We start from the raw sequence: 19,692 nt of genomic DNA, 5'->3' as shown, positions 1-19,692 counted from the left end.
CAGTCGGCGGTCGCTCGCTTACTTTCGCGGAGGAAATGACATGCGGATCACCTACCTCGTTGCGACGATCGTGGCGCTCGGCGCGCTGACGGCCGTCGATGCGCAGGCCGGAAACTCGGCCAGCGTGCTGCAGTTCGGCACCACCAACAACTCCTTCATCTCGCAGAGCGGCGGCACCAGCAACGACGCCACCACGTTGCAATTCGGCGCGACCAATACCGCGACCACGTTGCAGACCGGCTCGCTCCTCACGGTCAACAATTCGGTGATCGGGCAGGGCGGCACCACCGCGACGGCGTCGAACACGGCGCTGGCCGGCCAGGTCGGCGGCTCCAATTCGAGTCTGATCGGCCAGATCGGTGCCAACAATGCGGCGGGCGTTGGCCAGCTCGGAATCCTGAACGGCTCGACGATTCTCCAGCAGACTCCGTGAGCAGGCGTGAAGTGGTGAGGCCGTCATGAAACATCTTTTGGGAAGTGCGTGCGCCGCGATGTTCGCGCTGTGCTCGGCCGGCGCCGGATCTGCCGGAGCCCAGACCGCCGACATCAAGACCATCGTCTCGGTCGGCGGACCGCCGGTCGTGCTGAACCAGAACAGTCAGCTCAACATGGCGGGCGTGTTCATGATCGGCGGCAGCACCAGCGCGACCGTGACCCAGAACGGCACCAACAATGCCACGGGCGTCCTTCAATTCGGCGGAACGAATTCCGCGTCGATCGGGCAGGCCGGGATGAACAATTTCGCCTTTGTCGGCCAGGCCGGCCAATCGGCGACCAGCCAGATCTCCCAGCTCGGCACCATGAATACGGGTGCCGTGGCGCAGTTCGGCACGGTCAACGCGTCGACGATCGTCCAGACCGGCCCGTAACGGTTGCGCGGATTCGTCGGTGTCGAGAACCAGGGGAAACGCGATGCGATGCGGCGGACAAGTCTTGAGACGCGCCTTGAAGCACGCGCTGGCCCTGGCGGCATTGCTTGCCGTCGTCGGCACCGCGACGCAGGCGTGCGCCGGATCCGTCCAGCGCAGCGTGACGAACCGCAACGTGAGCATCGAAACGGTCGTGCAGTTCGGCGACAACGTTCAGCCTGTCACGATCGAGGAGAACAGCCGCATCAATATCGCGCGGGTGATCCAGATCGGCGGGACCGGCACGGTGGATGCGACCATCATCCAGAACGGCACGCGCAACTATGCTAACGTGATCCAGGTGGGCGGTACCACCAATGCCGCCATCGGTCAGTCCGGCCTGAGCAACACCGCCGACATCACCCAGATCGGCAATTCCACCAACGCGCTCCTGCTCCAGATCGGCGACATGAACACGGGAGCGGTGAGGCAGTTCGGGCGTTTCAATTGGCTGGCGATCTTCCAGTTCAGCCGGTGATGGAGGTGTGACATGAGATTGCTTCTGCTCGCATCCGGAATAGGACTCATGGGCGCCGTCGCGATGGCGCCGGCCGGGGCCGGCGACGGCCACACCACGGTGGTCCAGGACGAGAACGGAACGGTGGCGATCACGCAAAGCGGCGATCCCGCGCAGGCCGAGGTCAGGATCGACAAGGAGCCCGGGCGCACCACCGTCTATCGCCGCAGCGGCGGCAACACCGCCATCGTGACTCAGGGCAGCGGGAATCCGCAGGACATGCTCGACTGGCTGCGCAAGCAGCAGGGCCGCTGACGCACGAAGGCCCATCGTCCCCGGGGGACGATGGGCCTCGACGTGAGCGGGCCTTACCAGTCGCGATAGACGCCGGTCAGTGTGCCGTTATTGTTTCCCTCCGGACCGACATCGCCCTGCGTCGAGCTCGGCGTCGGATGGTTGGTGCCGTTGAGCGCGCCATACGGCCCGGCGGCATCCGGATAGTACGCGCGCGGCTGAACCGGCTCGTAACTCGGTGCCGTACGGTCCCAGCCTGCGCGCGATCCGTTCCAATCGTAGCCCTGCGCCGACGCGGCCGTGGTGCCCGCAACGAGTGATGCCGTGATCAGGCAGAGGAGTTTTGACGTGTTCTGCATTGAAGATGCTCCTTGCTTCTTGTCGGGGCCAACGACCGCGATGGGGGAGCGTTCCGGACGTATTCGCCTTGCGCGATCAAGTCTGATCAACAGGTTATGAAGCGGCGTTGCTTCGAAGTTCTTGGAACGAAGTGCCTGAAATCATCCGGGAATCCCGGGCGTTCTGCCGCACCCTGTTCCCGGTTAATCCCGTGCCTTAACCAACAATTAATTATACGTTTGCGGGTGGGTGACGGCCCGGCCTAGCGTGTGATGGGGAGCCGCCGAAGCCAAACGAGTTGGTGCGTATCATGATGTCCAGATCATATGGGGCCTTGCTGGCCTCGCTCAGCGCAGCCGCGCTGCTCCTTGCTTCCAGCGACAGTTTTGCACGGCCCGGCGGCAGTGCCGCGCATGGGGTGGCCGCCGCACCGTCCGGGGCGGTGGCGCATCCGCCGATGGCGCCCGGCGCCCGGTTCCGCGGCCGCCACGCGCCCTGGGTCTATTGGCCGGGCGGCGGCGGGTTCTCGTACGACAACGCAGGCTACGGCCAGCCTTTCGCCGATGCCGGACAGCCGGTCTCCACCGACATCCGCTACACCTACACTTATGACGTTCCCTGGGACTGGACGCATCGCTTCCCGCCGAACGTCGTGCCGTCCGACCGGCCCTATGTGCCGAGCTGCCCGACGGAGCAGGTGACCGTGCCCGGCCGCGGCGGTGCGGAGCACACCGTCAACATCATGCGCTGCTATTGAGCGGCGTCGTCCGCGCAGCTAACCCAGCTCAAAACTGGTCACGCCGAAGACGCGGTCGATCCGCAGCGGCGCGATCGGTCCCGTGTACATCCGCGCGGTCTCGAACACCGGCTTGAGACCGAGCTGCTCCGCGAGTGCGAGCGCGTCGTGGTTGACGGCGGGGACGTCGAGGAAGATTTCGCCGCCGCCGGCGCTTGCCAGCAGGGCCTGCACGATCGCGTCCGCCGCCATGCGGTCGTCAGCGACGAGCGGGCCGATCTTCCAGCCCGTCCGACACGGCCGGATCACGCCCCATGCGGCAAGCTTGCCGTCGCGCAGCAGCGCGCGGCCGATATGGCCCGGCATGTTGATCCAGGCGCGCAGGAAGGCGTTGCGCGGGGCGGGGAAGACCGTGGCATCGTCGGCTTCAATGAGCGCGAACGGAATCTTGTTGAGTGCGACGACGTCGGTGGGTGGCGTCTGCGGCGCCGCGACGATGCCGCCGTAGCGGATGTTGGCGTAGGCAAGCCGGAAGCCCGACTTCCTGTAATTGTCCTGCTGGGCCACGACGCCGTCGAGCCCGATGACGCGGGCGCCCGCATGCGCGATCGCGGCGTTCCAGATCCGCAGGCCGTGACCCGCACCGCGATAGCCCGATCGCACGATGTAGAAGCCGAGGAAGGCGAAGCGATCATCGTAGTTGACGCAGGAGACGATCGCGACCGGCTCGCCGTCGATCTCGCCGACGAAGAAGCCTTTCGCGTCGGGGATCGCGAAGCAGGCGGCGTCGGAGAGGCCCGGATTCCAACCCTCGGCCGCGGCCCAATCGACGGCGACAGCGATCTCCGAAGCGTTCAGATTGCGGATCTGCAAATCGCTCATCATGGATGCCTTCGAACGGTGGACCTGCCGGCGGCTCCGGCGGTAGAAGGCCTCATGATAGGCCGGGCCCGCGGCTCGCCTCAACACAGGGATCATCAGTCATGGCAGCAGAGAAGGTCGCACTCGTCACCGCCGGCGGCAGCGGCATGGGGGCAGGGGCTGCGCGGCGGCTCGCGGCCGACGGCTTTCGCGTCGCGATCCTGTCGTCCTCCGGCAAGGGCGAGGCGCTGGCGGCCGAGCTCGGTGGGCTCGGGATCACCGGTTCAAACACGTCGAATGACGATCTGAAGCGCCTCGTCGACGGTGCAATGGCGAAGTGGGGACGGATCGACGTGCTGGTCAACAGTGCCGGCCACGGCCCGCGCGCGCCCATCACCGAGATCACCGACGAGCAGTGGCACACCGGCCTCGATACGTATCTGCTCAACGTGATCCGCCCGACCCGGCTGGTGACGCCTCTGATGCAGGCGCAGAAGGCCGGCGCCATCATCAACATCTCGACCGCCTGGGCGTTCGAGCCGAGCGCGATGTTCCCGACCTCCGCGGTGTTCCGCGCCGGCCTCGCCGCCTTCACCAAGATCTTCACAGACACCCATGCGGCCGACAACATCCGCATGAACAACGTGCTGCCGGGCTGGATCGACAGCCTGCCGCAGCTGGACGCGCGCCGCGACAGCGTGCCGATGAAGCGCTACGGCAAGGTCGAGGAGATCGCCGCGACGGTCGCGTTCCTCGCCTCGGACGGTGCGGCCTACATCACCGGCCAGAACATTCGCGTCGACGGCGGGCTGACGCGCTCGGTGTGAGGCGCGCCGTCGAATCGCGATGTCGCGACCTTGTCGTGACGCGACACCGGCGTGCGTTGCACGCCGCTGACCAGGGATGACGCGTGGCTGTTCGGTCACACTCGCCATCCGTTCGCACGACCTGAGGCGCACGCTGCGTCACAGTCCCCATGGACTTCGCCGCAGCCCAAGACGGATAGCGGCGCGGGCCCTATGCCAGAACTGCGCCGGATGCCTCCACCGCGCGCACTCGGCAACGCGAGATCAATCGCGTGGGGCAAGGAGATTGGAATGAAGAAGTTTTTGCTGGCGGTCGCTTCGATCGCGTTGGGCACCGCATCGGTGCAGGCCGCCGACCTTGCGGCGCAATACACCAAGGCGCCGGTGATGGCACCGGCCTATAACTGGACCGGCTTCTATGTCGGCGCCAATGTCGGCGGACAATGGGGAACCGCGAACCCGGCCACGACCACCCTGTTTCCGGTGGCTGCTTATTTCGCGGATTCGAGCGTGACCGCCATCGGGTCCGTCGGCGCCCAGCGCATCAACAGCTCCAGCGTGACCGGCGGCTTCACCGCCGGCTACAACTGGCAGGTCAATCAGGCCGTGCTTGGTCTCGAGGGCGACATCAACTATTTCGGCTTCAAGGGTAGCGCGACGAACACGGCCGTGTATCCCTGCTGCGCACCGGACACCTTCACCATCAATTCGTCGGTCTCGGCCGACTGGCTCGCCACCATCCGTGGCCGCGTCGGCTTCCTCGCGACGCCAAGCTGGCTGCTCTATGCCACCGGCGGCGCGGCCATCGCCGAGGTGAAGGGCAACTTCGCCTTCACCGACACCTTCTCACCCGCGACTGAGTCGGGATCGATCCGCGACACTCGCGTTGGATGGACCGCAGGCGTGGGCGGCGAATACGCAGTCGGCAACGGCTGGTCCGTGAAGGCCGAATATCTCTACGTCGATCTCGGACGCGTTAGCGTGACGAGCAACAATCTCGTCGCGGGTGCCGCGGAGCCAGCCCAGACCTTCACCCACTCGGTCGATCTCAAGTCGAACATCGTGCGCGTCGGCGTGAACTACAAGTTCGGCGGACCTGTCGTCGCCCGATACTAATGGTCGACTGAGGAGCATCACGTTCTGCGACTTACGGAAAGCCCCGGCGCGGCCGGGGCTTTTTCATTTCGACGGTCAGCCTGCGTGCGATGCCAGCAGATGTGCCAGCGCGGGCAGGATCTTGTAGCGGGCGATCTCATGCGGATATTCGCCGCGATTGGCGAGCAGCACGATGCCGATCCGCCGCGCCGGCAGGAGGCCGATATAGCCGGAGGCGTTGTTGAGGCCGCCCGGCTTGTCGATGACGGTGACGCCTGGCAGACGCACGCTCTCCCAGGCCATGCCCTGTCCGAATTTCTCGTCGAAGCGGAAGACTTCACGCTGCGTCATCCGCAGCGCCTCGCGCAGATGCGGATCGACCGAGCGGCCGTCGACGCAGGCCGCAACGAAGGTCGCGAGATCCCGCGGCGACGAGAACATCTGGCCGGTACCGGGAAAGTCGAAATAGCTCTGCTGGTTGCCGGGCGGGCCGATCGCCGTGCCCTGATCCGAATAGCCCTGGACCACGCGCTGCATCCACGCCGCATCCATGGCGGCGCGGTTGTCCTCCCCGCGCTCCGGCAGAGAGGTCGCATTCATGCCGAGCGGAGCAAGGATGCGCTGCTCGAACAGCGTCGCGACCGGAGTGCGGTAGCAGCGCTCGAGCACGAGCTGGAGCAGCACGTAACAGGCATGGCTGTAGATGCGCTGCTTGCCCGGCGCTTCGCCGGCCTGCGGTGTCCAGGCGTTGAGCATGTCGATGAACTGCGCCCGGGAGAACGTATCGTTCGGCCAGGGTGGATGGTCGGTCGGCAGCAGCATGCCGGACGTGTGCGTGGCGAGCTGACCGACGGTGACCTTGCGGACATAGTCGCCGGTGAGCTCAGGCAGGTATTTCGGCAAGGCATCATCGAGCCGCAGCTCGCCGCGGAGCGCGCCGAGCGCCACCAGCGTCGCTTCGAAAGGCTTGCGCAGGGAACCGAGATTGAACAGCGTGTCCGGTGTGACCGGCCTTCGCGTGGCGTCGTCGGCAAAGCCGTAACTGAAGAACTCGACATGGCGGCCGGCATAGAGCGCGGCGGCAAGGCCGCCCGGCTGGTCGGGTGTTACGGTCGGCGTCAGCTCGGCCGCGACGATGTCGCGCATCTGGGCGATCATGTCGGAATCCGCGGCTGCGCGGCGCGGCCAGGCAAGCGCGAGGGGAACGAGCGCAGCGAACGCCCGCCGGGTGAGGTGTGATGAGGTGACAACAGACGGCACGGCTCTGACACATGATGCGATGTGCCCCCGATCTCTTTTAACGAGGAGGAGCGCGCGTCCCAATTCACGATTGCGCGTGGTGGGTTCCGCGCGTCGAGGCGCTCCGAAAAATACTTAGCTCATGAGCTAACAATCATTGACGCCGGTCGATGGCGGCGCTATAGTTAGCTTCATGGCTAACCAATTATCCCGGCTCGACCAGGTTTTCGCGGCCCTTGCCGATCCCACGCGGCGGGCGATCGTGATTCGGCTGTGCGCCGGCGAGGCGTCGGTCGGCGAGCTCGCCGATCCCTTCGAGATGGCGCTGCCGAGCTTCATGAAACACATCAAGGTGCTGGAGACGAGCGGGCTCGTTCAATCCGAAAAATCCGGTCGCGTGCGCACCTGCCGCCTCAGTCCGGATGCGCTCGTCGGCGCCGAAGACTGGTTCCAGCAGCAGCGTGCGATCTGGGAGGCGCGGCTCGACCGCTTTGAGGCCTACGTGATGAAGCTGAAGAAAGAGAAGGAGCGGGCGGCCGCCAGACGGCCGTCCCGTACAACCAAGAAGAAAGGTTCCTGACGATGACGAACTCTGCCAATCCCGCCCTGTCGCAATGGTCGCTCGACCGCGAGATCGTGATGTCGCGCGTGATCGACGCGCCGCGCGAGCTGGTGTTCGAGGCATGGTCCGATCCAAAGCATCTGCCTCAATGGTTCGGGCCGAAGGGCTTCAAGGTCGAGACCTTCGAGATCGACGTGCGCGTCGGCGGCGTCTGGCGCTTCAACATGATCGGCCCCGACGGCACCGTCTATCCGAACCGCATGCGCTTCCGCCGCATCGAGCGGCCGTCCCTGATGGAGATGGATCACGGCACCGATCAGGACGAGGATCCCGGCATGTTCCGCTTCACCGTCACCTTTGCCGAGCAGAGCAACGGCAAGACCGTGCTGATGATGCGGCAACTGGCCTCGAGCACCGAGCAGCGCGACGGCATGATCGGATTCGGTGCCGTCGAATACGGCTACCAGACGTTGGACAAGCTCGCGGCTTATGTCGCGGGGAGGAAGGGGTGATGGTGGTCTGACGGAGTTCCCGACGCATCTACGACGTTCCGGCGGGCCGCGGCGGCCCGGCCGGAATCGACGCCACGAGCCGCGCCAGGGCCGCAGCGGAACGCACCTCGGCCTTGGCGAAAACCTGGCGGGCGTGCGTCTTCACCGTGTTCAGCGACACGCCGAGCACTCCTGCCGCCTCGGTGAGACCGAGGCCGCTGGCGAGCAGCGCGGCGACGCGCGTCTCGGCCGCGGTCAGCCCGACCAGCCGGCGCAATCGTTCGGCCTGCGCGTCGACCGGCGCCTGCGGATCGACGACCTGGACCATCGCTCGTGCCCCGCCATCGACCCTGCTCCAGGGCAGGAAGGCCGGCGGAGGAAGCGGCGTGACCCGCACCAGCAGCGCGCGCCGGCCGGAAGGGCGACTGACCTGAAGCGTGTCATCGAGGGTTGGCTGCTCTCCGCGTGCCGATGCGAGCGCCTGCTTGACGCAGGCTGCAAGGCGCGAGGCGTCGTCGCGCGCCTGCGCGCGAAGGGCGACAGGGCTGCTCCCGCCGGTACACAGCCCGTCGCGTTCGCCGAGCAGGGTCTCCGCAGCCGGCGTCATCTGGAGAATGCCGCCGTGGCCATCCAGCAGAATGACAGCGCCCGGCATATTCGCGAGCAATTGCTCGAGGTGGCAGTTGCCGGCATTCGCCCGGCTGGTCAGGAGCGTCAGATCGATGGCGCGGGAAAGGTGAGGGACGAGCTCGTCGAGCCGTGCTGCGGCATGCCCGGCGACGTCGGCCCGCGCCTTCGAGACATTGAACAGGATGCCGCCGACACCGTCGCGGGACAGATCGGCGTGGCGCACCGCGATGATCTCCTCGATGTCCTGCGGCGCGAGAATGTCGGCATGGAACGCGCTGCGATGGAGCACCGCCTTTTCGACGAGCTCCCCGGTCATGAGCGTCTTGCCGACCGGCGCCCGAGCAAACGCGAATGAGTAGGGATTCTCGGTATGGTATTGGAGGAAGAGCTGGTTGAGGTCGTCGCGCAGGCGATGGTGAACGATGAAGTTGCCGTCGCCCGAGGCCGAAAGGTGAAGCACCATGCCGCTGTCGACACCAAGATGGTCGGCGACCAGCTCGAGCGCGCTGGCCCAGAGTTCCGGCCGAACCGCCGCCTGATAGATCGCGACGACGAGATCCGTGTAGCTCGGCTCTAGCATGGGTGGACCGGCCCCGTTTCGCGGCGCTGCTGACGTCACCTGCCGCGGCTTTGCAATTCCAGTGCCACCCCATAGCATCTTCGTTCGAGCATCGCTGTGTCGTGCTTCACATTTGCGGTCTGCCGGCCGCGCTCGTCACGCCCGGTTCGCCCGAACGCTAACGGGACGCTCCTGTTCCCGCGTCACCCCAGTGGGTGACGGCTGGTCTCGAAGGACATGCAAGCGAACATCCGTCTTTCGGCGGCGCAGATCGGGGCAGTCATTCGCCCTTGAGACCGGCCTCGCGGATCAGCTTGGTCCATTTCTGCGTCTCGCTGTCGATGAACTGGCCGAACTCGGCGGCGGTGCCGGCGCGAACTTCGAGACCCTGGGCGGTCAGCTTGTCCTTGATCGCGGGCACGGCGAGGGCGCGCAGAACTTCGGCCTGGAGCTTGTCGACGATCGTGCGCGACGTCGTCGACGGCGCCATGAAGCCGTACCAGCCGGCGGCGGCGACGTTGGGAAAACCCTGCTCGCGCAGGGTGGGCGCCTGCGGATAGAGCGCGCTGCGCTCGGGCGAGGCGACGCCGAGCACGATGAACTTGCCGCTCTGGATGTAGGGCAAGGCAGTCGGCAGCGCCGTCAGCGTGGCATCGACGCGGCCGGCGAGCAGTTCGGTGTAGGAGGCGGCATCACCCCGGAACGGAATGTTCAGGCCCTTGACGCCGGCATCGCGAAACAGGAGCTCTCCGGCAAGGTGCGGCTGCGAGCCGGCGCCTGGCGAGGCGAAGGTCAGTCCGTCCGGTTTGGATTTGCCGTAGGCGATCAACTCGGGGAGCGTCTTGAACGGCGCCTCGGCGCTGATGATGAGAAAAAGCGGCGCGATCACAGCCATCGCGACAGGCTGCAGCTCCTTGCGGTCATAAGTCAGCTTACCGAACAGCGCCTCGGCGGTGGCGTAGGGAGCCGCGACGTAGAGAATGGTGTAGCCGTCGCCGGGCGCATGGGCGACCATATCGTTGGCGATGCGCGTGCCGGCGCCGGGCTTGTTCTCGACGATGAACTGCTGATGGAAGCTGCGGCCGAACTCTTCGGCCAGCAGGCGCAGGGAGATGTCGTTGGATCCGCCGGGCCCGTAGGGCGAGATCAGCCGCACCAGGTGCGAAGGCCATGCGTCCTCTGCCCGTGCCGGCGGGATAGAGCCGACGGCCAGGCCGCCTGCGAGTGCCGCCAGCAGGGTTCGGCGTGTGACCTTGAATGAAGCCACTGTCTCTTCCTCCCTTTTGTTGTTGTTTCTTTGTTGTTGTTTCTTTGTTGTTGGCTTTGTCTTGCTTCGGCTTCAGATCACCTTCCGTGCAGTGAGCTGTTCGATCTCTTGCTCCGAGAGGCCGAGCCAGTCCCGATAAACCTCGGCATTGTCCTGACCGATGTCACCGGCGGCATGGCGCATTTGGGCGGGATCGATGGCGAAGCGCGGGACGACATTGGTCATGGCGACGGTCCCAAAATCCCGGTCGGCGACGCGGGTGATGGCCTCGCGCGCTTTCACTTGTGGATCGTCGGCGATCTGGTCGATCGAATAGATCGGCGCCAGCGTCCCCTGCGCCGCATTGAATTTCGCGAGGACATCGTCAAGACGGTGCTCGGCGCACCAGGCAGAGAAGATGCTGTTGAGCTCTGCGGCGTGCTTGACGCGCCGGTCGTTGGTGGCGAAGCGGGGATCGTCGATGAGATCGGGCCGCCCAATGGCCCGGCAATTGGCCGCATAGAGCGCGTTGGTCGAGCCTGCGAGCGTCACCCAGTGATCGTCGCTGGTGCGGAATACCGCAGCCGGAGCCGAATAGCCGTTGGCGTTGCCGATGCGGCCGCGAACGGTGCCGAGCTGGTCGTGCTCGATGGCGAGAACGTCGAGCAGACGGAAGGTGGCCTCCGTGAGCGAGAGATCGATTTCCTCGCCGGGTGCATCGGGATCGCGTGCCCGTTTCCACAAGGCCGCGAGCACGCCGACGGCACCGAACAGGCCGCCGATCGAATCTCCGATCGGGTATCCGGGATGGGTCGGCTCGCCCTCGCTCTCGCCGGTGATGTAGGTCAGCCCACCCATGGCCTCGAAGATCCGGGCAAAGCCGGGGCGCTCGCTGTAGGGCCCGTTCTGTCCGAAGGCGGTGGCGCGCAGGATGACGAGGCGCGGCTGGATCGACCACAGCACCTCCTTCGACAGGCCCCAGCGATCGAGCGTTCCCGGCCGGAAATTCTCGATCAGCACGTCGAAACGCGGAAGCAGCTGCTTGAACAGCGCGAGCCCATCCGGCGTCCGCAGATCGAGGGTGGCGAACTTCTTGTTGCGATTGGCGGCTTTCCACCACAGCGGCTTGCCGTCCTTGAACGGCGGAAACGACCGCACGCCGTCGCCATGCCCGGGCATTTCGATCTTGAGCACGTCCGCGCCGTAGTCGGCCAGCAGCGTTGCGGCAAACGGAGCGGCGATGATCGTCGCGATGTCGAGGACCTTCAATCCTTCGAGGGGGCCAGCCATGTCATTTCCCGGGGCTCGTGATTTTCTTGATTTTGCGTGGTGTCGTCGTCGGCTCCGCCTGCCTGACGATGGCGCGGATGCTGTCGGCGAGAGCGGCGATGCGCGGGCCGATCTCGCTTTCCAGCTGGCCGGGCTGGAGCCGGAACGCGGGGATGCCGCAATTGATCGAGAACGATCGCTTCGCCTCGCTCGCGTGAAACAGCGGCGCTGCGACGGCGTGGATCGAGGCCATGTACTCGCCCCAGCAGGTGCAGAAGCCGCGGCTGGTGCATTGGGCGAGCCCGGCACGGTAGTTGTCGCGAAAGGCCGACCACAGTTCGGCGTCTTCGCCCTCGATACGCTGTTCGAGGCGCGCAGCGTCGGTCTGCGGCAAGGTCGCCGCCGCGGCGCGGCCCATGGCCGTCATCACCACGGGAATGGGCATGCCGATGTCGGGGACGTGGGGGCCGACATCGCCGGAGCGTGCGGTCTCGACATAGATCATCGATGTGCCGTCGAGCAGGCCGATCGAGACCGTGCCGCGCAGGCTCTGCGCCAGCTCCTGCATCATGGGGCGTGCGACCTGCCGGAACTGCATGTCGGCGAGCAGCGGATGCGCCATCCGCAAGGAACGTGCGCCGACGCGATATTTGGCGCGATCGGCATCGTAGTGGAGGTAGCCGAGCTCGGCCAGCGTGTGCGTCAGCCGCGCCACCGTCGGCCGCGGAATCCCCGTCAGCGTCGACAGCTCCATGTTGCCGAGCAGCGTCGCTCCGGCCTTGAATGCTTCGAGCACCACGAGACCTTTTGCCAGCGTCGTCGCAAACGCGGCGTCATCGGCGTTCGAAGCCAGCACGACGGCGGCGGACGAGGGGGCGCGGCTTGGTTTGGACACGGTTCGAGCCATGCGGGTTTAATGAACCCGGAGAGGCCTGTTGTCCAATAGATTCATAAAGTACGACCGATCGTCCACTATGCGGACGCGAAGCGTGCCTCAAGCTGAGGACAAAAGAGGTGCGGACAGGCATCGCCACACAGATTTTTGTCGTGATTCCTTGGCTTGTTGTGACAAGATTATTACGAGTTAATGTCATATCGATTACGGCGGAGCGATTCATGTTGCAGTGGCAGGCACGGTCAAATCCCCTGGCGTGGTGGTGGGGGTCCCTGACGCTTGTCAGCGCGGCCAACATCCTCGTCTGGTTCATGCTGTACCGCGAGTTCTACCCGACGGTGGCGGGCAGCATCGGCGGCGGTACGGATATCGGCCTGATGTTCCTGCTTTGCGCGGGTTACGTGTTCGGCTGCGCCTTCCGCTCGGTGCTGCCGCGCGCCGACGTGCAGCGCATCTGCCTGTTCGACACCTGGCTGTCGAGCATCTTCGTCGGCCGCACGGTCGCGACCGTGGCTGAACTCTGCTTCGTCGCGCAATGGGCGATCATCCTGCATCAACTCGGGGGCATGACGGGTGCGGAGACGGCGGTGAACATCGCGCTCGTGATCGTGCCGATCATCATCATCGCGGAGTGCTTCTCCTGGTACGCGGTCGTCACCACGAACTTCCTCTACAACGCGATCGAGAATTCGCTGTGGGCGGTGACCTTCTTCCTCGCCGGCATCGCGCTTTGCCGGTTGATGCCGGAATTCCAGGGCGTGGTGCGCTGGGCGCTGATGTCAGGCATCGTCGGCATCGCCTGTTTCCTCGCCTTCCTCGTCACCGTCGACGTGCCGATGTATCTCAGCCGCTGGCGGGCAGGGCATGTAGAAGGCGGCAGGTTCCTGGGCTTCCTCGAAGGCCTGCATGACGTCTCGACGCGCTGGGTCGTGACCCACGACATCGCGCACTGGAAGGGCGAGCTGACCTGGATGTTCCTGTATTTCAGCGCCGCAGTGTGGTCGAGCCTCGCGCTCTGCGCGCTCTACGCCATGGAAGGCTATCTCACGCAGTATCTGGCCTGAGCGGATCAGGCCTCGCCCAGATCGGGCTGCGTCAGCAGTCCCTGGCGCAGCGCCAGGCGGACCAGCTCGATGTCGGAGCCGACGCCGAGCTTGTCCTTGATCAGCGAGTGCAGGTTCGCCACCGTCTTCGGGCTGACATGCAGCGTCTCGGCAATCTCCTCCGTCGTGTTCTCGGCGAGCAGCAGCCGCATCACCTCGAACTCGCGCGGCGTGAGCACGTCGGCGGCCGAGCTTTCCCCGGCGAGCCGGCTGAGTGCGAGCTCGTGGTCGATGTCGGGGCTGATGGCGATCTTGCCGGCGAGCACGTCCATCACCGCGCGCACCAGCGTCTCCGGCGGGCTGGTCTTGGTGACGTAGCCTCTTGCTCCGGCGCGGATCGCCTGTACGGCGAAGCCGGCATTCTCGTGCATGGTGAAGACGAGGATCCGTGCCGCCTTGTCCCACTGCCTGATCCGCCTGACCGCCTCGATGCCGCCGATGCCGGGCATGCTCAGGTCCATGATGACGAGGTCGGGTGCCTCGGATTTGTAGAGACGGTAGGCTTCGGCGCCGTCGGCGGCTTCGGCGATGACGCGCAATCCCGGCTGCTTCTGGAGCACGGAGCGATAGCCCTCGCGGACGACGGAATGGTCGTCGACCAACAAAATGGTCGCGTCGGCCGCGCTCATGCCGCGCGATCCAGGGGCTGCCGGTCGGCGGCTGCAAGCGGAATCACCACGCGCAGCGCGGAGCCGCCGTTCGGCGCAGCCTCGAAGCTCAACTGGCCGCGCAAGGCCGCGACGCGCTCGCGCATGCCGAGCAGGCCCATGCCCGATTTGGCGGCGGGATCGTTCGACCGCCCGTCATCGTCGATCGCAAGTGCGATCTCCTCAGTGTGCATCGCGAGCTCCAGGCTCACCCTGGTGGCGCCGGCATGTTTGGCGGCGTTGGTGAGTGCCTCCTGCACGATGCGGTAGAGGCTGGCACTGGTCGCGGCCGGCAGGCTCTCGAACGTGCCGTCGAAGCGGATCGTAAAGCGCGTCTGGCCGCGGCTGCGCCCGTTCCAGCCCGCGACGAGGCCTTCGAGGCTGGCAACGAGCCCGAGCTCCTCCACGTCAGGCGGGCGCAACCGGAACAGCGCGCCGCGCAACGTCTCCATCATGCCGGTCGCGGTCCGCGCGATGCCGTCGCATTCGCCGAGCAGGTCAGGGCAGTCCTGCGCGGCAGTCTGGCGGGCAGAGGAGGCGAGCGCGCGGATCGCGGCGAGCGACTGACCGAACTCGTCATGCAGCTCGCGCGCGAGATGGCGGCGCTCCTCGTCCTGAAGCGCGATCAGCTTCCGCGTCAACTCGGCGCGTTCGGCCAGCGCGATATCGAGGCTTTCGGCGAGATGGTTGAAGACGTCGCGGATCGCGGACAGCTCGGCGAGATCGAACGGCGGCAGCCGCGTGGTGAGGTCGCCCGCGGCGATCCGCTCGAGGCCGCTGCCGATCATGCGGGTGGGGCGCAGCGCGCGGGCGAGCGCGGCGTAGACCAGGACGCACAGCAGCGGCAGTGCGATCGCAAGCGCGAGCATCAGGCGGCCGGCCTCGTGCCAGGCCTCGGCCGTCTGCACGGCCGGATCGACCGAGACCACGGTCTCGCCAAGCTTCGCGCCGCGCACGATCACAGGCCGTGCCGCCTCGCGGCCGGGGTCGAACAGGCTGCGGTAGAAGGCCGCGAAGAGTTGCGGTGGCGGGCTCGCCGGGGTCGGCGCGCCGCTGCAGAATCGCTGGAGCATGTCGCCGCCGGGGCCGCGGAACGCCAGACACAGGCCGGGCGTCATCACATAGGCCGACACGGGATCGAGGTTGGGAAAGTCCGAGCGGGGGCTGGCCACCCACTGGACCTTGCCCTGTTGCAGCTCCAGCGTCTTGGCCACGATGGCGGCGATATCGTCGATGCGCGCATGGGCCGCGCGGTCGGCCGTGATGAGGAAATAGGCGGAGATCGCGGCGAAGCAGGCGGCCGATATCGCGGCCACGCGCAACGTCAGACGGACCTTGAGATCGAACCTCGGGCGGTTCCACATCGGCTTGCACCTGGTGCGAACGGAATTGTCCCTCCCGCATTAAACGGCAGAACGCAGGCTGCGGAAAGCGCCGCGCATAGTGCGGTGCAACGTCGTGAAATTTTCCCGGCACTCGCCGGGACGGGGACGGCTGCACGGCGCGAAGCCGCCGTCCAGATTGCGCCGCCGCTCCATCACACGAGGCCCGCATGCGCCGTATCAGGTCGATCCTCTCTGCCGTCCTCCTCCTCGTCCTCCCGGCGGCCTATTCGCCGGCCGGTGCCGAGGCCGGCATCGGCGTTGCCATGGACGATTTCAGCTATGCCGACACGTCGGCAGAACCGGCTAACCAGACCGCCGCCCATGAGCGGCGGCTTCAGGCGTTCATGGCCGCGCTCAGGCGGGACATCGGCGAAGGCGGGCGCTACCGGCTGGTGCCGTCCGCCCAGGACGGCGCGGCATTCAAGGTCATCGGCGGCATTCAGAAGACCAGCACGCTGGTGCAATGGGCCAAGGTCGCCGTGATCGACGTCGGCGCCAAAAAGCTCGTGATGGACAAGCTCTACACCTTCCGCGGCGACAATGATGAATCATGGGAGCGCGCCGAGATCTTCGTGTCCCGCGAAGTCATGGCCGCCCTCGGCACACCGGCGCCGGTCGCGCTGGCGGTGTTCGATTTCGAGCTCGAGGATACGACCGCTGCCGCAGCGGGTGCATCAGCGACGTCAGATGCGTCATACCTCGCCGAAGTCACAGCCAGCGTGCGCGAGTCGCTCGGTCAATCCGGCCGCTATCGCATCGTCGATGTCGGCGGCGAGGCAGCGAAGGCGCATGCGTTGCGGGACTGCGGCGGCTGCGAGGCGGCGATCGCGCAAAAGCTCGGCGCGGACCAGTCGCTGATCGGCGTGGTGCGGCGGGTCAGCCGCACCGAATACACGCTCGGCTTTCAGGTGCGCGATGCCAGGACCGGCGCCGTGCTGGCACGCGGCGACAGCGGCCTGCGCCTGGGCGCGGACTATTCGTGGAAACGGGGCGCCGTGCGGCTGGTCAGCGACCGTCTGATCGAGAGCCAATAGGCCATCGACGCCCCTAGAACGTCAACTGCACCTTCATCGACTGCGCGCGGTCGCTGGCGAGCTCGAAGGCGGCGACCGCGTTCTCGAACGGCATCGTCGCCGTGATCAGCAGTTTCACGTCGATCAGGCCTTCGCCCATCAGCCGCACCGCGAGCTCGAACTCGGGGTCGAAGCGGAAGGTGCCGCGGAGCTGCAATTCCTTGGCGACGATGGAATTGATCGGCAGCGTCATCTCGCCGCCAAGGCCGAGCTGCACCAGCGTCGCGCCGGGCCTGAGCACGTCGAGCGCGGCGCGTAGCGCGGCCTGATTTCCGGAAGCTTCGAACAGCGTGTCGAACACACCCTTGCCGGCGCGCCAGGGATCGAGCGCGGTGGCGTTGGTTGCGACATTGATGGCGTGCGTGGCGCCGAGCTTCTTCGCGACTGCCAACGGTGCGTCAGCCACATCGGTCACCACGATCTCGGACGCGCCGCCGAAGCGTGCGACCAGAATCATCAGCGCGCCGATCGGGCCGCAACCGGTGATCATGACGCGCTTGCCGAGCAGGGGGCCGGCCTGCTTGCCGGCATGCAGGCACACCGCGAGCGGCTCGGCGACCGCGGCTTCCGCCAATGACAGCTTGTCCGCGATCGGCACGGCCTGCGTGGCATCGACCGTGATGAACTCGCGAAAGCCGCCCTGCACATGGGGAAAGCGCATCGCGCTGCCGAGGAAGCGCATGTCGAGGCATTGGTTGCGCATGCCCTCCTGGCAGTGCAGGCACTGGCCGCACGGCTTGCTCGGATTGACCGCAACGCGCGTGCCCGGCTTCACGCCGGTGACGCCGTCGCCGACGGAAGCGACCACGCCGGCGATCTCGTGGCCCAGCGCCATCGGCTGCTGGATACGGACGACGCCGAAGCCGCCGTGATGGTAGTAGTGCAGGTCGGAGCCGCAGATGCCGCCGTTCGCGATCTTGACGCGGACCTCGCCCGGGCCGGGTTCTGCATCAGGATAGCTGTCGATCCGAAGGTCCTTCGGGGCGTGAATGACGACGGCGCGCATGGTCTCGTTCCCTGTTTCGCGATTACATCGCGGCGATCATGCCGCCATCGACATAGATGATCTGGCCGTTGACATAGGTGGAGGCGTCGGACGCGAGGAAGATCGCGGCGCCCACCAGCTCGTCCGGCTTGCCCCAGCGCTTCGAGGGGATGCGGCCCATCAGCCAATTGTTGAAGTCGGTGTTGTTGACCAGCGCCTCGTTCATGTCGGTCAGCATGTAGCCGGGGCCGATCGCGTTGGCCTGGATGCCGTGCTGGGCCCATTCCACCGCCATCGAGCGGGTCAGGTTCTTGATGCCGCCCTTGGCTGCGGTGTAGGGCGCAATGGTGGGGCGCGCGAGCTCGCTGCCGAGCGAGCCGATATTGATGATCTTGCCGTGCTTGCGCGGTATCATGCGCTTGGCCGCCTCGCGGCCGATCACGAAGGCGCTGGTGAGGTTGGTCTCGATCACCTTGCGCCACTCGTCGGTGGTGAATTCCACCAGCGGCTTGCGATGCTGGATGCCGGCATTGTTGACGACGATGTCGACCGCAATGCCCTTTTTGTCGAAGTCGTTGAACGCCGCGACGATTGCGGGCTCGTCGGTGACGTTGAAGGCGGCACCCTCGGCCTGGTGGCCTGCGGCGCGAAACTCGGCGACGGCCTGCTCGACTCGCTTGGGATCGACGCCGTTGATGATCAGCTTGGCGCCGGCCCTAGCCATGCCCTCGGCAATGGCGCGGCCGAGGCCGCGGGAGGAGCCGGTCACGAGCGCGGTGCGGCCGGAAAGGTTGAAGAGGGCGGTGCTCATCTCAAGAAATCCTCAAACGTTGGAGCGGCGCACGGTCAGATCGGAGCGCTCAAATACGGCGGGGAGAAGGTCGACGCCGAGGCCGGGTCCTTCCATCGGATAGACGTAACCATCCTTGATCGTGGGCATCGTGGTGACGAGCTCGTTGTACCAGCCCTTGTAGAAGGCGCGCACCGATTCCTGGATCAGCGTGTTGGGCTGGCTGAACGACATGTGGATGGCGGCGATGAAGCCGATCGGGCCGATGCAATCATGAGGAGCAAAAGGCCGGTGATAAGTCTCGGCCATCGCCGCGATCTTGCGGCCCTCGGTGAGGCCGCCGGTCCAGCACAGATCCGCCATCACCACATGCATGGCGTCGCGGTCGAGCATGTCCTTGTAGGGGAAGCGCGAGCCCAGCGTCTCGCTGGCGCAGACCCAGACGTCGGTCGAGCGCGCATATTCGGCCAGCGCCTGCGGCGAGTTCATCCGAATCGGATCTTCGTACCAGGTCGGCTTGTAAGGCTCGAGCGCGCGCGCGATCTGCTTGGCGGTCGGCAGATTCCACAGCGAATGGAGCTCGACCATGATCTCCATCTTGTCGCCGACCGCCTTGCGGATCTTCTCGAACGGCTCGATCGCCTGCTTCATCTGGGCGGCGGTGATGTAAAGGCCCTTGTTCTCCTGCGCCGCCGGATCGAACGGCCAGATCTTCATCGCGGAGATGCCGCTTTCCAGCAGGCTCTCGGCCAGTGCATCGGCGTGATTCATGAAGCCATCAAGGTCTTCATAGGGGCCCCTGGACGCCCCGAGATTCCAGTTCGCGACCGGGCTGATATTGGTCGAGCGGACATATTGGGTGCCGGCGCAGGTGTTGTAGATGCGCTGCTTGTCGCGGCAGAGGCCGCCCAGCATCTGGTGCACCGGCTGATTGCAGACCTTTCCGAACAGGTCCCACAGTGCGATGTCGATCGCGGAGGCCGCGCGATATTCGACGCCGGTGGAGGACTGCGCCATCGGCAGGTTCAGCATGTCGCGATGAATGGCTTCGATGTGGAGCGGATTGCGGCCGAGCAGGCGGCCGGCAAAGGTGTCGTGGATCTGCGCTTCGACCGCGCCCGCGCCATAGAAGGTTTCACCGAGACCGATCACGCCCGTGTCGGTGTGGACGCGCACCCAGATGACGTTGGAGAATTCCTCGGTGCGCAGCGTTTCGATCGACGTGATCTTCACGGCAATACTCCTCCCATCACAGGCGCAGCTAGCGCCGTCTCGTTGTTATTCCGCACCGCAGCATGGTGCGGGCGTGCGCAAGTCTTACG

At 65.9% G+C, this 19,692-nt stretch carries 23 protein-coding genes; 11 read left to right on the top strand and 12 right to left on the bottom strand.

The annotated features are described in order from the left end of the window. The first annotated feature begins 40 nt into the window (after positions 1-40). The 4 genes from I3J27_RS22705 (at position 41) to I3J27_RS22690 (ending at position 1,680) form a co-directional block, all read left to right on the top strand. A complete protein-coding gene (locus I3J27_RS22705; RefSeq protein WP_270160648.1) occupies positions 41-433 on the top strand; it encodes a curlin in 393 nt (130 codons plus the stop codon). 25 nt (positions 434-458) lie between these two features. Then, on the top strand, positions 459-869 hold the full coding sequence (locus I3J27_RS22700; protein ID WP_270160647.1) for a curlin: 411 nt from the start codon (positions 459-461) through the stop codon (positions 867-869). A 76-nt stretch (positions 870-945) separates the two neighbouring features. Further along, a complete protein-coding gene (locus I3J27_RS22695) occupies positions 946-1,386 on the top strand; it encodes a curlin (protein WP_270160646.1) in 441 nt (146 codons plus the stop codon). A gap of 12 nt (positions 1,387-1,398) precedes the next feature. Beyond that, complete coding sequence (locus tag I3J27_RS22690; protein ID WP_270160645.1) at positions 1,399-1,680, top strand: hypothetical protein; 282 nt, start codon at positions 1,399-1,401, stop codon at positions 1,678-1,680. A 53-nt stretch (positions 1,681-1,733) separates the two neighbouring features. Here I3J27_RS22690 and I3J27_RS22685 read toward each other — a convergent pair whose 3' ends face one another. Further along, positions 1,734-2,018, bottom strand: coding sequence for a hypothetical protein (locus I3J27_RS22685; protein ID WP_270160644.1), 285 nt, complete (start codon positions 2,016-2,018; stop codon positions 1,734-1,736). A gap of 290 nt (positions 2,019-2,308) precedes the next feature. Here I3J27_RS22685 and I3J27_RS22680 point away from each other — a divergent pair, with 290 nt between their 5' ends. Further along, the gene (locus I3J27_RS22680; protein WP_270160643.1) at positions 2,309-2,755 is read left to right on the top strand and encodes a hypothetical protein; all 447 of its coding nucleotides are present in this window, start codon (positions 2,309-2,311) and stop codon (positions 2,753-2,755) included. 18 nt (positions 2,756-2,773) lie between these two features. Here I3J27_RS22680 and I3J27_RS22675 read toward each other — a convergent pair whose 3' ends face one another. Further along, positions 2,774-3,616, bottom strand: a complete 843-nt coding sequence (locus tag I3J27_RS22675) for a GNAT family N-acetyltransferase (RefSeq protein WP_270172865.1) — start codon at positions 3,614-3,616, stop codon at positions 2,774-2,776. A gap of 101 nt (positions 3,617-3,717) precedes the next feature. Here I3J27_RS22675 and I3J27_RS22670 point away from each other — a divergent pair, with 101 nt between their 5' ends. Then, complete coding sequence (locus I3J27_RS22670; RefSeq protein WP_270160642.1) at positions 3,718-4,422, top strand: SDR family oxidoreductase; 705 nt, start codon at positions 3,718-3,720, stop codon at positions 4,420-4,422. Positions 4,423-4,692: 270 nt separating this feature from the next. Beyond that, positions 4,693-5,517 (top strand): outer membrane protein, encoded by an 825-nt coding sequence (locus I3J27_RS22665; RefSeq protein ID WP_270160641.1) that lies wholly within the window; start codon positions 4,693-4,695, stop codon positions 5,515-5,517. 75 nt (positions 5,518-5,592) lie between these two features. Here the strand turns inward: I3J27_RS22665 and I3J27_RS22660 are convergent, their stop codons facing one another. Further along, on the bottom strand, positions 5,593-6,654 hold the full coding sequence (locus I3J27_RS22660; protein WP_270160640.1) for a serine hydrolase: 1,062 nt from the start codon (positions 6,652-6,654) through the stop codon (positions 5,593-5,595). A gap of 274 nt (positions 6,655-6,928) precedes the next feature. Between I3J27_RS22660 and I3J27_RS22655 the strand changes: the two genes are divergently transcribed. After that, complete coding sequence (locus tag I3J27_RS22655; RefSeq protein ID WP_270172864.1) at positions 6,929-7,315, top strand: ArsR/SmtB family transcription factor; 387 nt, start codon at positions 6,929-6,931, stop codon at positions 7,313-7,315. A 2-nt stretch (positions 7,316-7,317) separates the two neighbouring features. Next, positions 7,318-7,809, top strand: a complete 492-nt coding sequence (locus I3J27_RS22650) for an SRPBCC family protein (protein ID WP_270160639.1) — start codon at positions 7,318-7,320, stop codon at positions 7,807-7,809. A gap of 28 nt (positions 7,810-7,837) precedes the next feature. Here the strand turns inward: I3J27_RS22650 and I3J27_RS22645 are convergent, their stop codons facing one another. From I3J27_RS22645 to I3J27_RS22630, 4 genes are all read right to left on the bottom strand, one after another. Beyond that, entirely contained in the window at positions 7,838-8,998 is a 1,161-nt protein-coding gene (locus tag I3J27_RS22645) for a helix-turn-helix transcriptional regulator (protein WP_270160638.1), read from the bottom strand. 259 nt (positions 8,999-9,257) lie between these two features. Next, complete coding sequence (locus I3J27_RS22640; protein ID WP_270160637.1) at positions 9,258-10,244, bottom strand: Bug family tripartite tricarboxylate transporter substrate binding protein; 987 nt, start codon at positions 10,242-10,244, stop codon at positions 9,258-9,260. A gap of 72 nt (positions 10,245-10,316) precedes the next feature. After that, positions 10,317-11,513: a CaiB/BaiF CoA transferase family protein gene (locus tag I3J27_RS22635; RefSeq protein WP_270160636.1), complete on the bottom strand. Its 1,197-nt coding sequence runs from the start codon at positions 11,511-11,513 to the stop codon at positions 10,317-10,319. Between the two features lies 1 nt (position 11,514). Then, positions 11,515-12,399 carry an IclR family transcriptional regulator gene (locus I3J27_RS22630; protein ID WP_270160635.1) on the bottom strand — a complete coding sequence of 295 codons (885 nt, stop codon included), beginning with the start codon at positions 12,397-12,399 and terminating at the stop codon, positions 11,515-11,517. A gap of 209 nt (positions 12,400-12,608) precedes the next feature. Between I3J27_RS22630 and I3J27_RS22625 the strand changes: the two genes are divergently transcribed. Further along, positions 12,609-13,451: a hypothetical protein gene (locus I3J27_RS22625; RefSeq protein WP_270160634.1), complete on the top strand. Its 843-nt coding sequence runs from the start codon at positions 12,609-12,611 to the stop codon at positions 13,449-13,451. A gap of 5 nt (positions 13,452-13,456) precedes the next feature. Here the strand turns inward: I3J27_RS22625 and I3J27_RS22620 are convergent, their stop codons facing one another. Together I3J27_RS22620 and I3J27_RS22615 are read right to left on the bottom strand one after the other, a co-directional pair. Next, positions 13,457-14,119 carry a response regulator gene (locus tag I3J27_RS22620; protein WP_270160633.1) on the bottom strand — a complete coding sequence of 221 codons (663 nt, stop codon included), beginning with the start codon at positions 14,117-14,119 and terminating at the stop codon, positions 13,457-13,459. Then, positions 14,116-15,501, bottom strand: a complete 1,386-nt coding sequence (locus tag I3J27_RS22615; protein ID WP_270160632.1) for a sensor histidine kinase — start codon at positions 15,499-15,501, stop codon at positions 14,116-14,118. Before I3J27_RS22615 ends, I3J27_RS22620 begins: the two co-directional genes overlap by 4 nt. Before the next feature lie 188 nt (positions 15,502-15,689). Between I3J27_RS22615 and I3J27_RS22610 the strand changes: the two genes are divergently transcribed. Further along, entirely contained in the window at positions 15,690-16,556 is an 867-nt protein-coding gene (locus tag I3J27_RS22610) for a DUF3280 domain-containing protein (protein WP_270160631.1), read from the top strand. Between the two features lie 13 nt (positions 16,557-16,569). On the opposite strand, the gene I3J27_RS22605 is transcribed toward I3J27_RS22610, so the two are convergent. The 3 genes from I3J27_RS22605 to I3J27_RS22595 are packed head-to-tail and all read right to left on the bottom strand — an operon-like array spanning position 16,570 to position 19,603. Next, a complete protein-coding gene (locus I3J27_RS22605) occupies positions 16,570-17,601 on the bottom strand; it encodes an L-idonate 5-dehydrogenase (protein ID WP_270160630.1) in 1,032 nt (343 codons plus the stop codon). Between the two features lie 22 nt (positions 17,602-17,623). Further along, entirely contained in the window at positions 17,624-18,391 is a 768-nt protein-coding gene (locus tag I3J27_RS22600; protein ID WP_270160629.1) for an SDR family oxidoreductase, read from the bottom strand. 12 nt (positions 18,392-18,403) lie between these two features. Continuing rightward, on the bottom strand, positions 18,404-19,603 hold the full coding sequence (locus I3J27_RS22595; RefSeq protein ID WP_270160628.1) for a mandelate racemase/muconate lactonizing enzyme family protein: 1,200 nt from the start codon (positions 19,601-19,603) through the stop codon (positions 18,404-18,406). Positions 19,604-19,692: the final 89 nt, after the last annotated feature.

This window comes from Bradyrhizobium xenonodulans, assembly GCF_027594865.1.
Taxonomy (GTDB): domain Bacteria; phylum Pseudomonadota; class Alphaproteobacteria; order Rhizobiales; family Xanthobacteraceae; genus Bradyrhizobium; species Bradyrhizobium xenonodulans.
The sequence above is the reverse complement of the archived record's forward strand: the minus strand, read 5'-3'. Positions and strand labels throughout refer to the sequence as shown.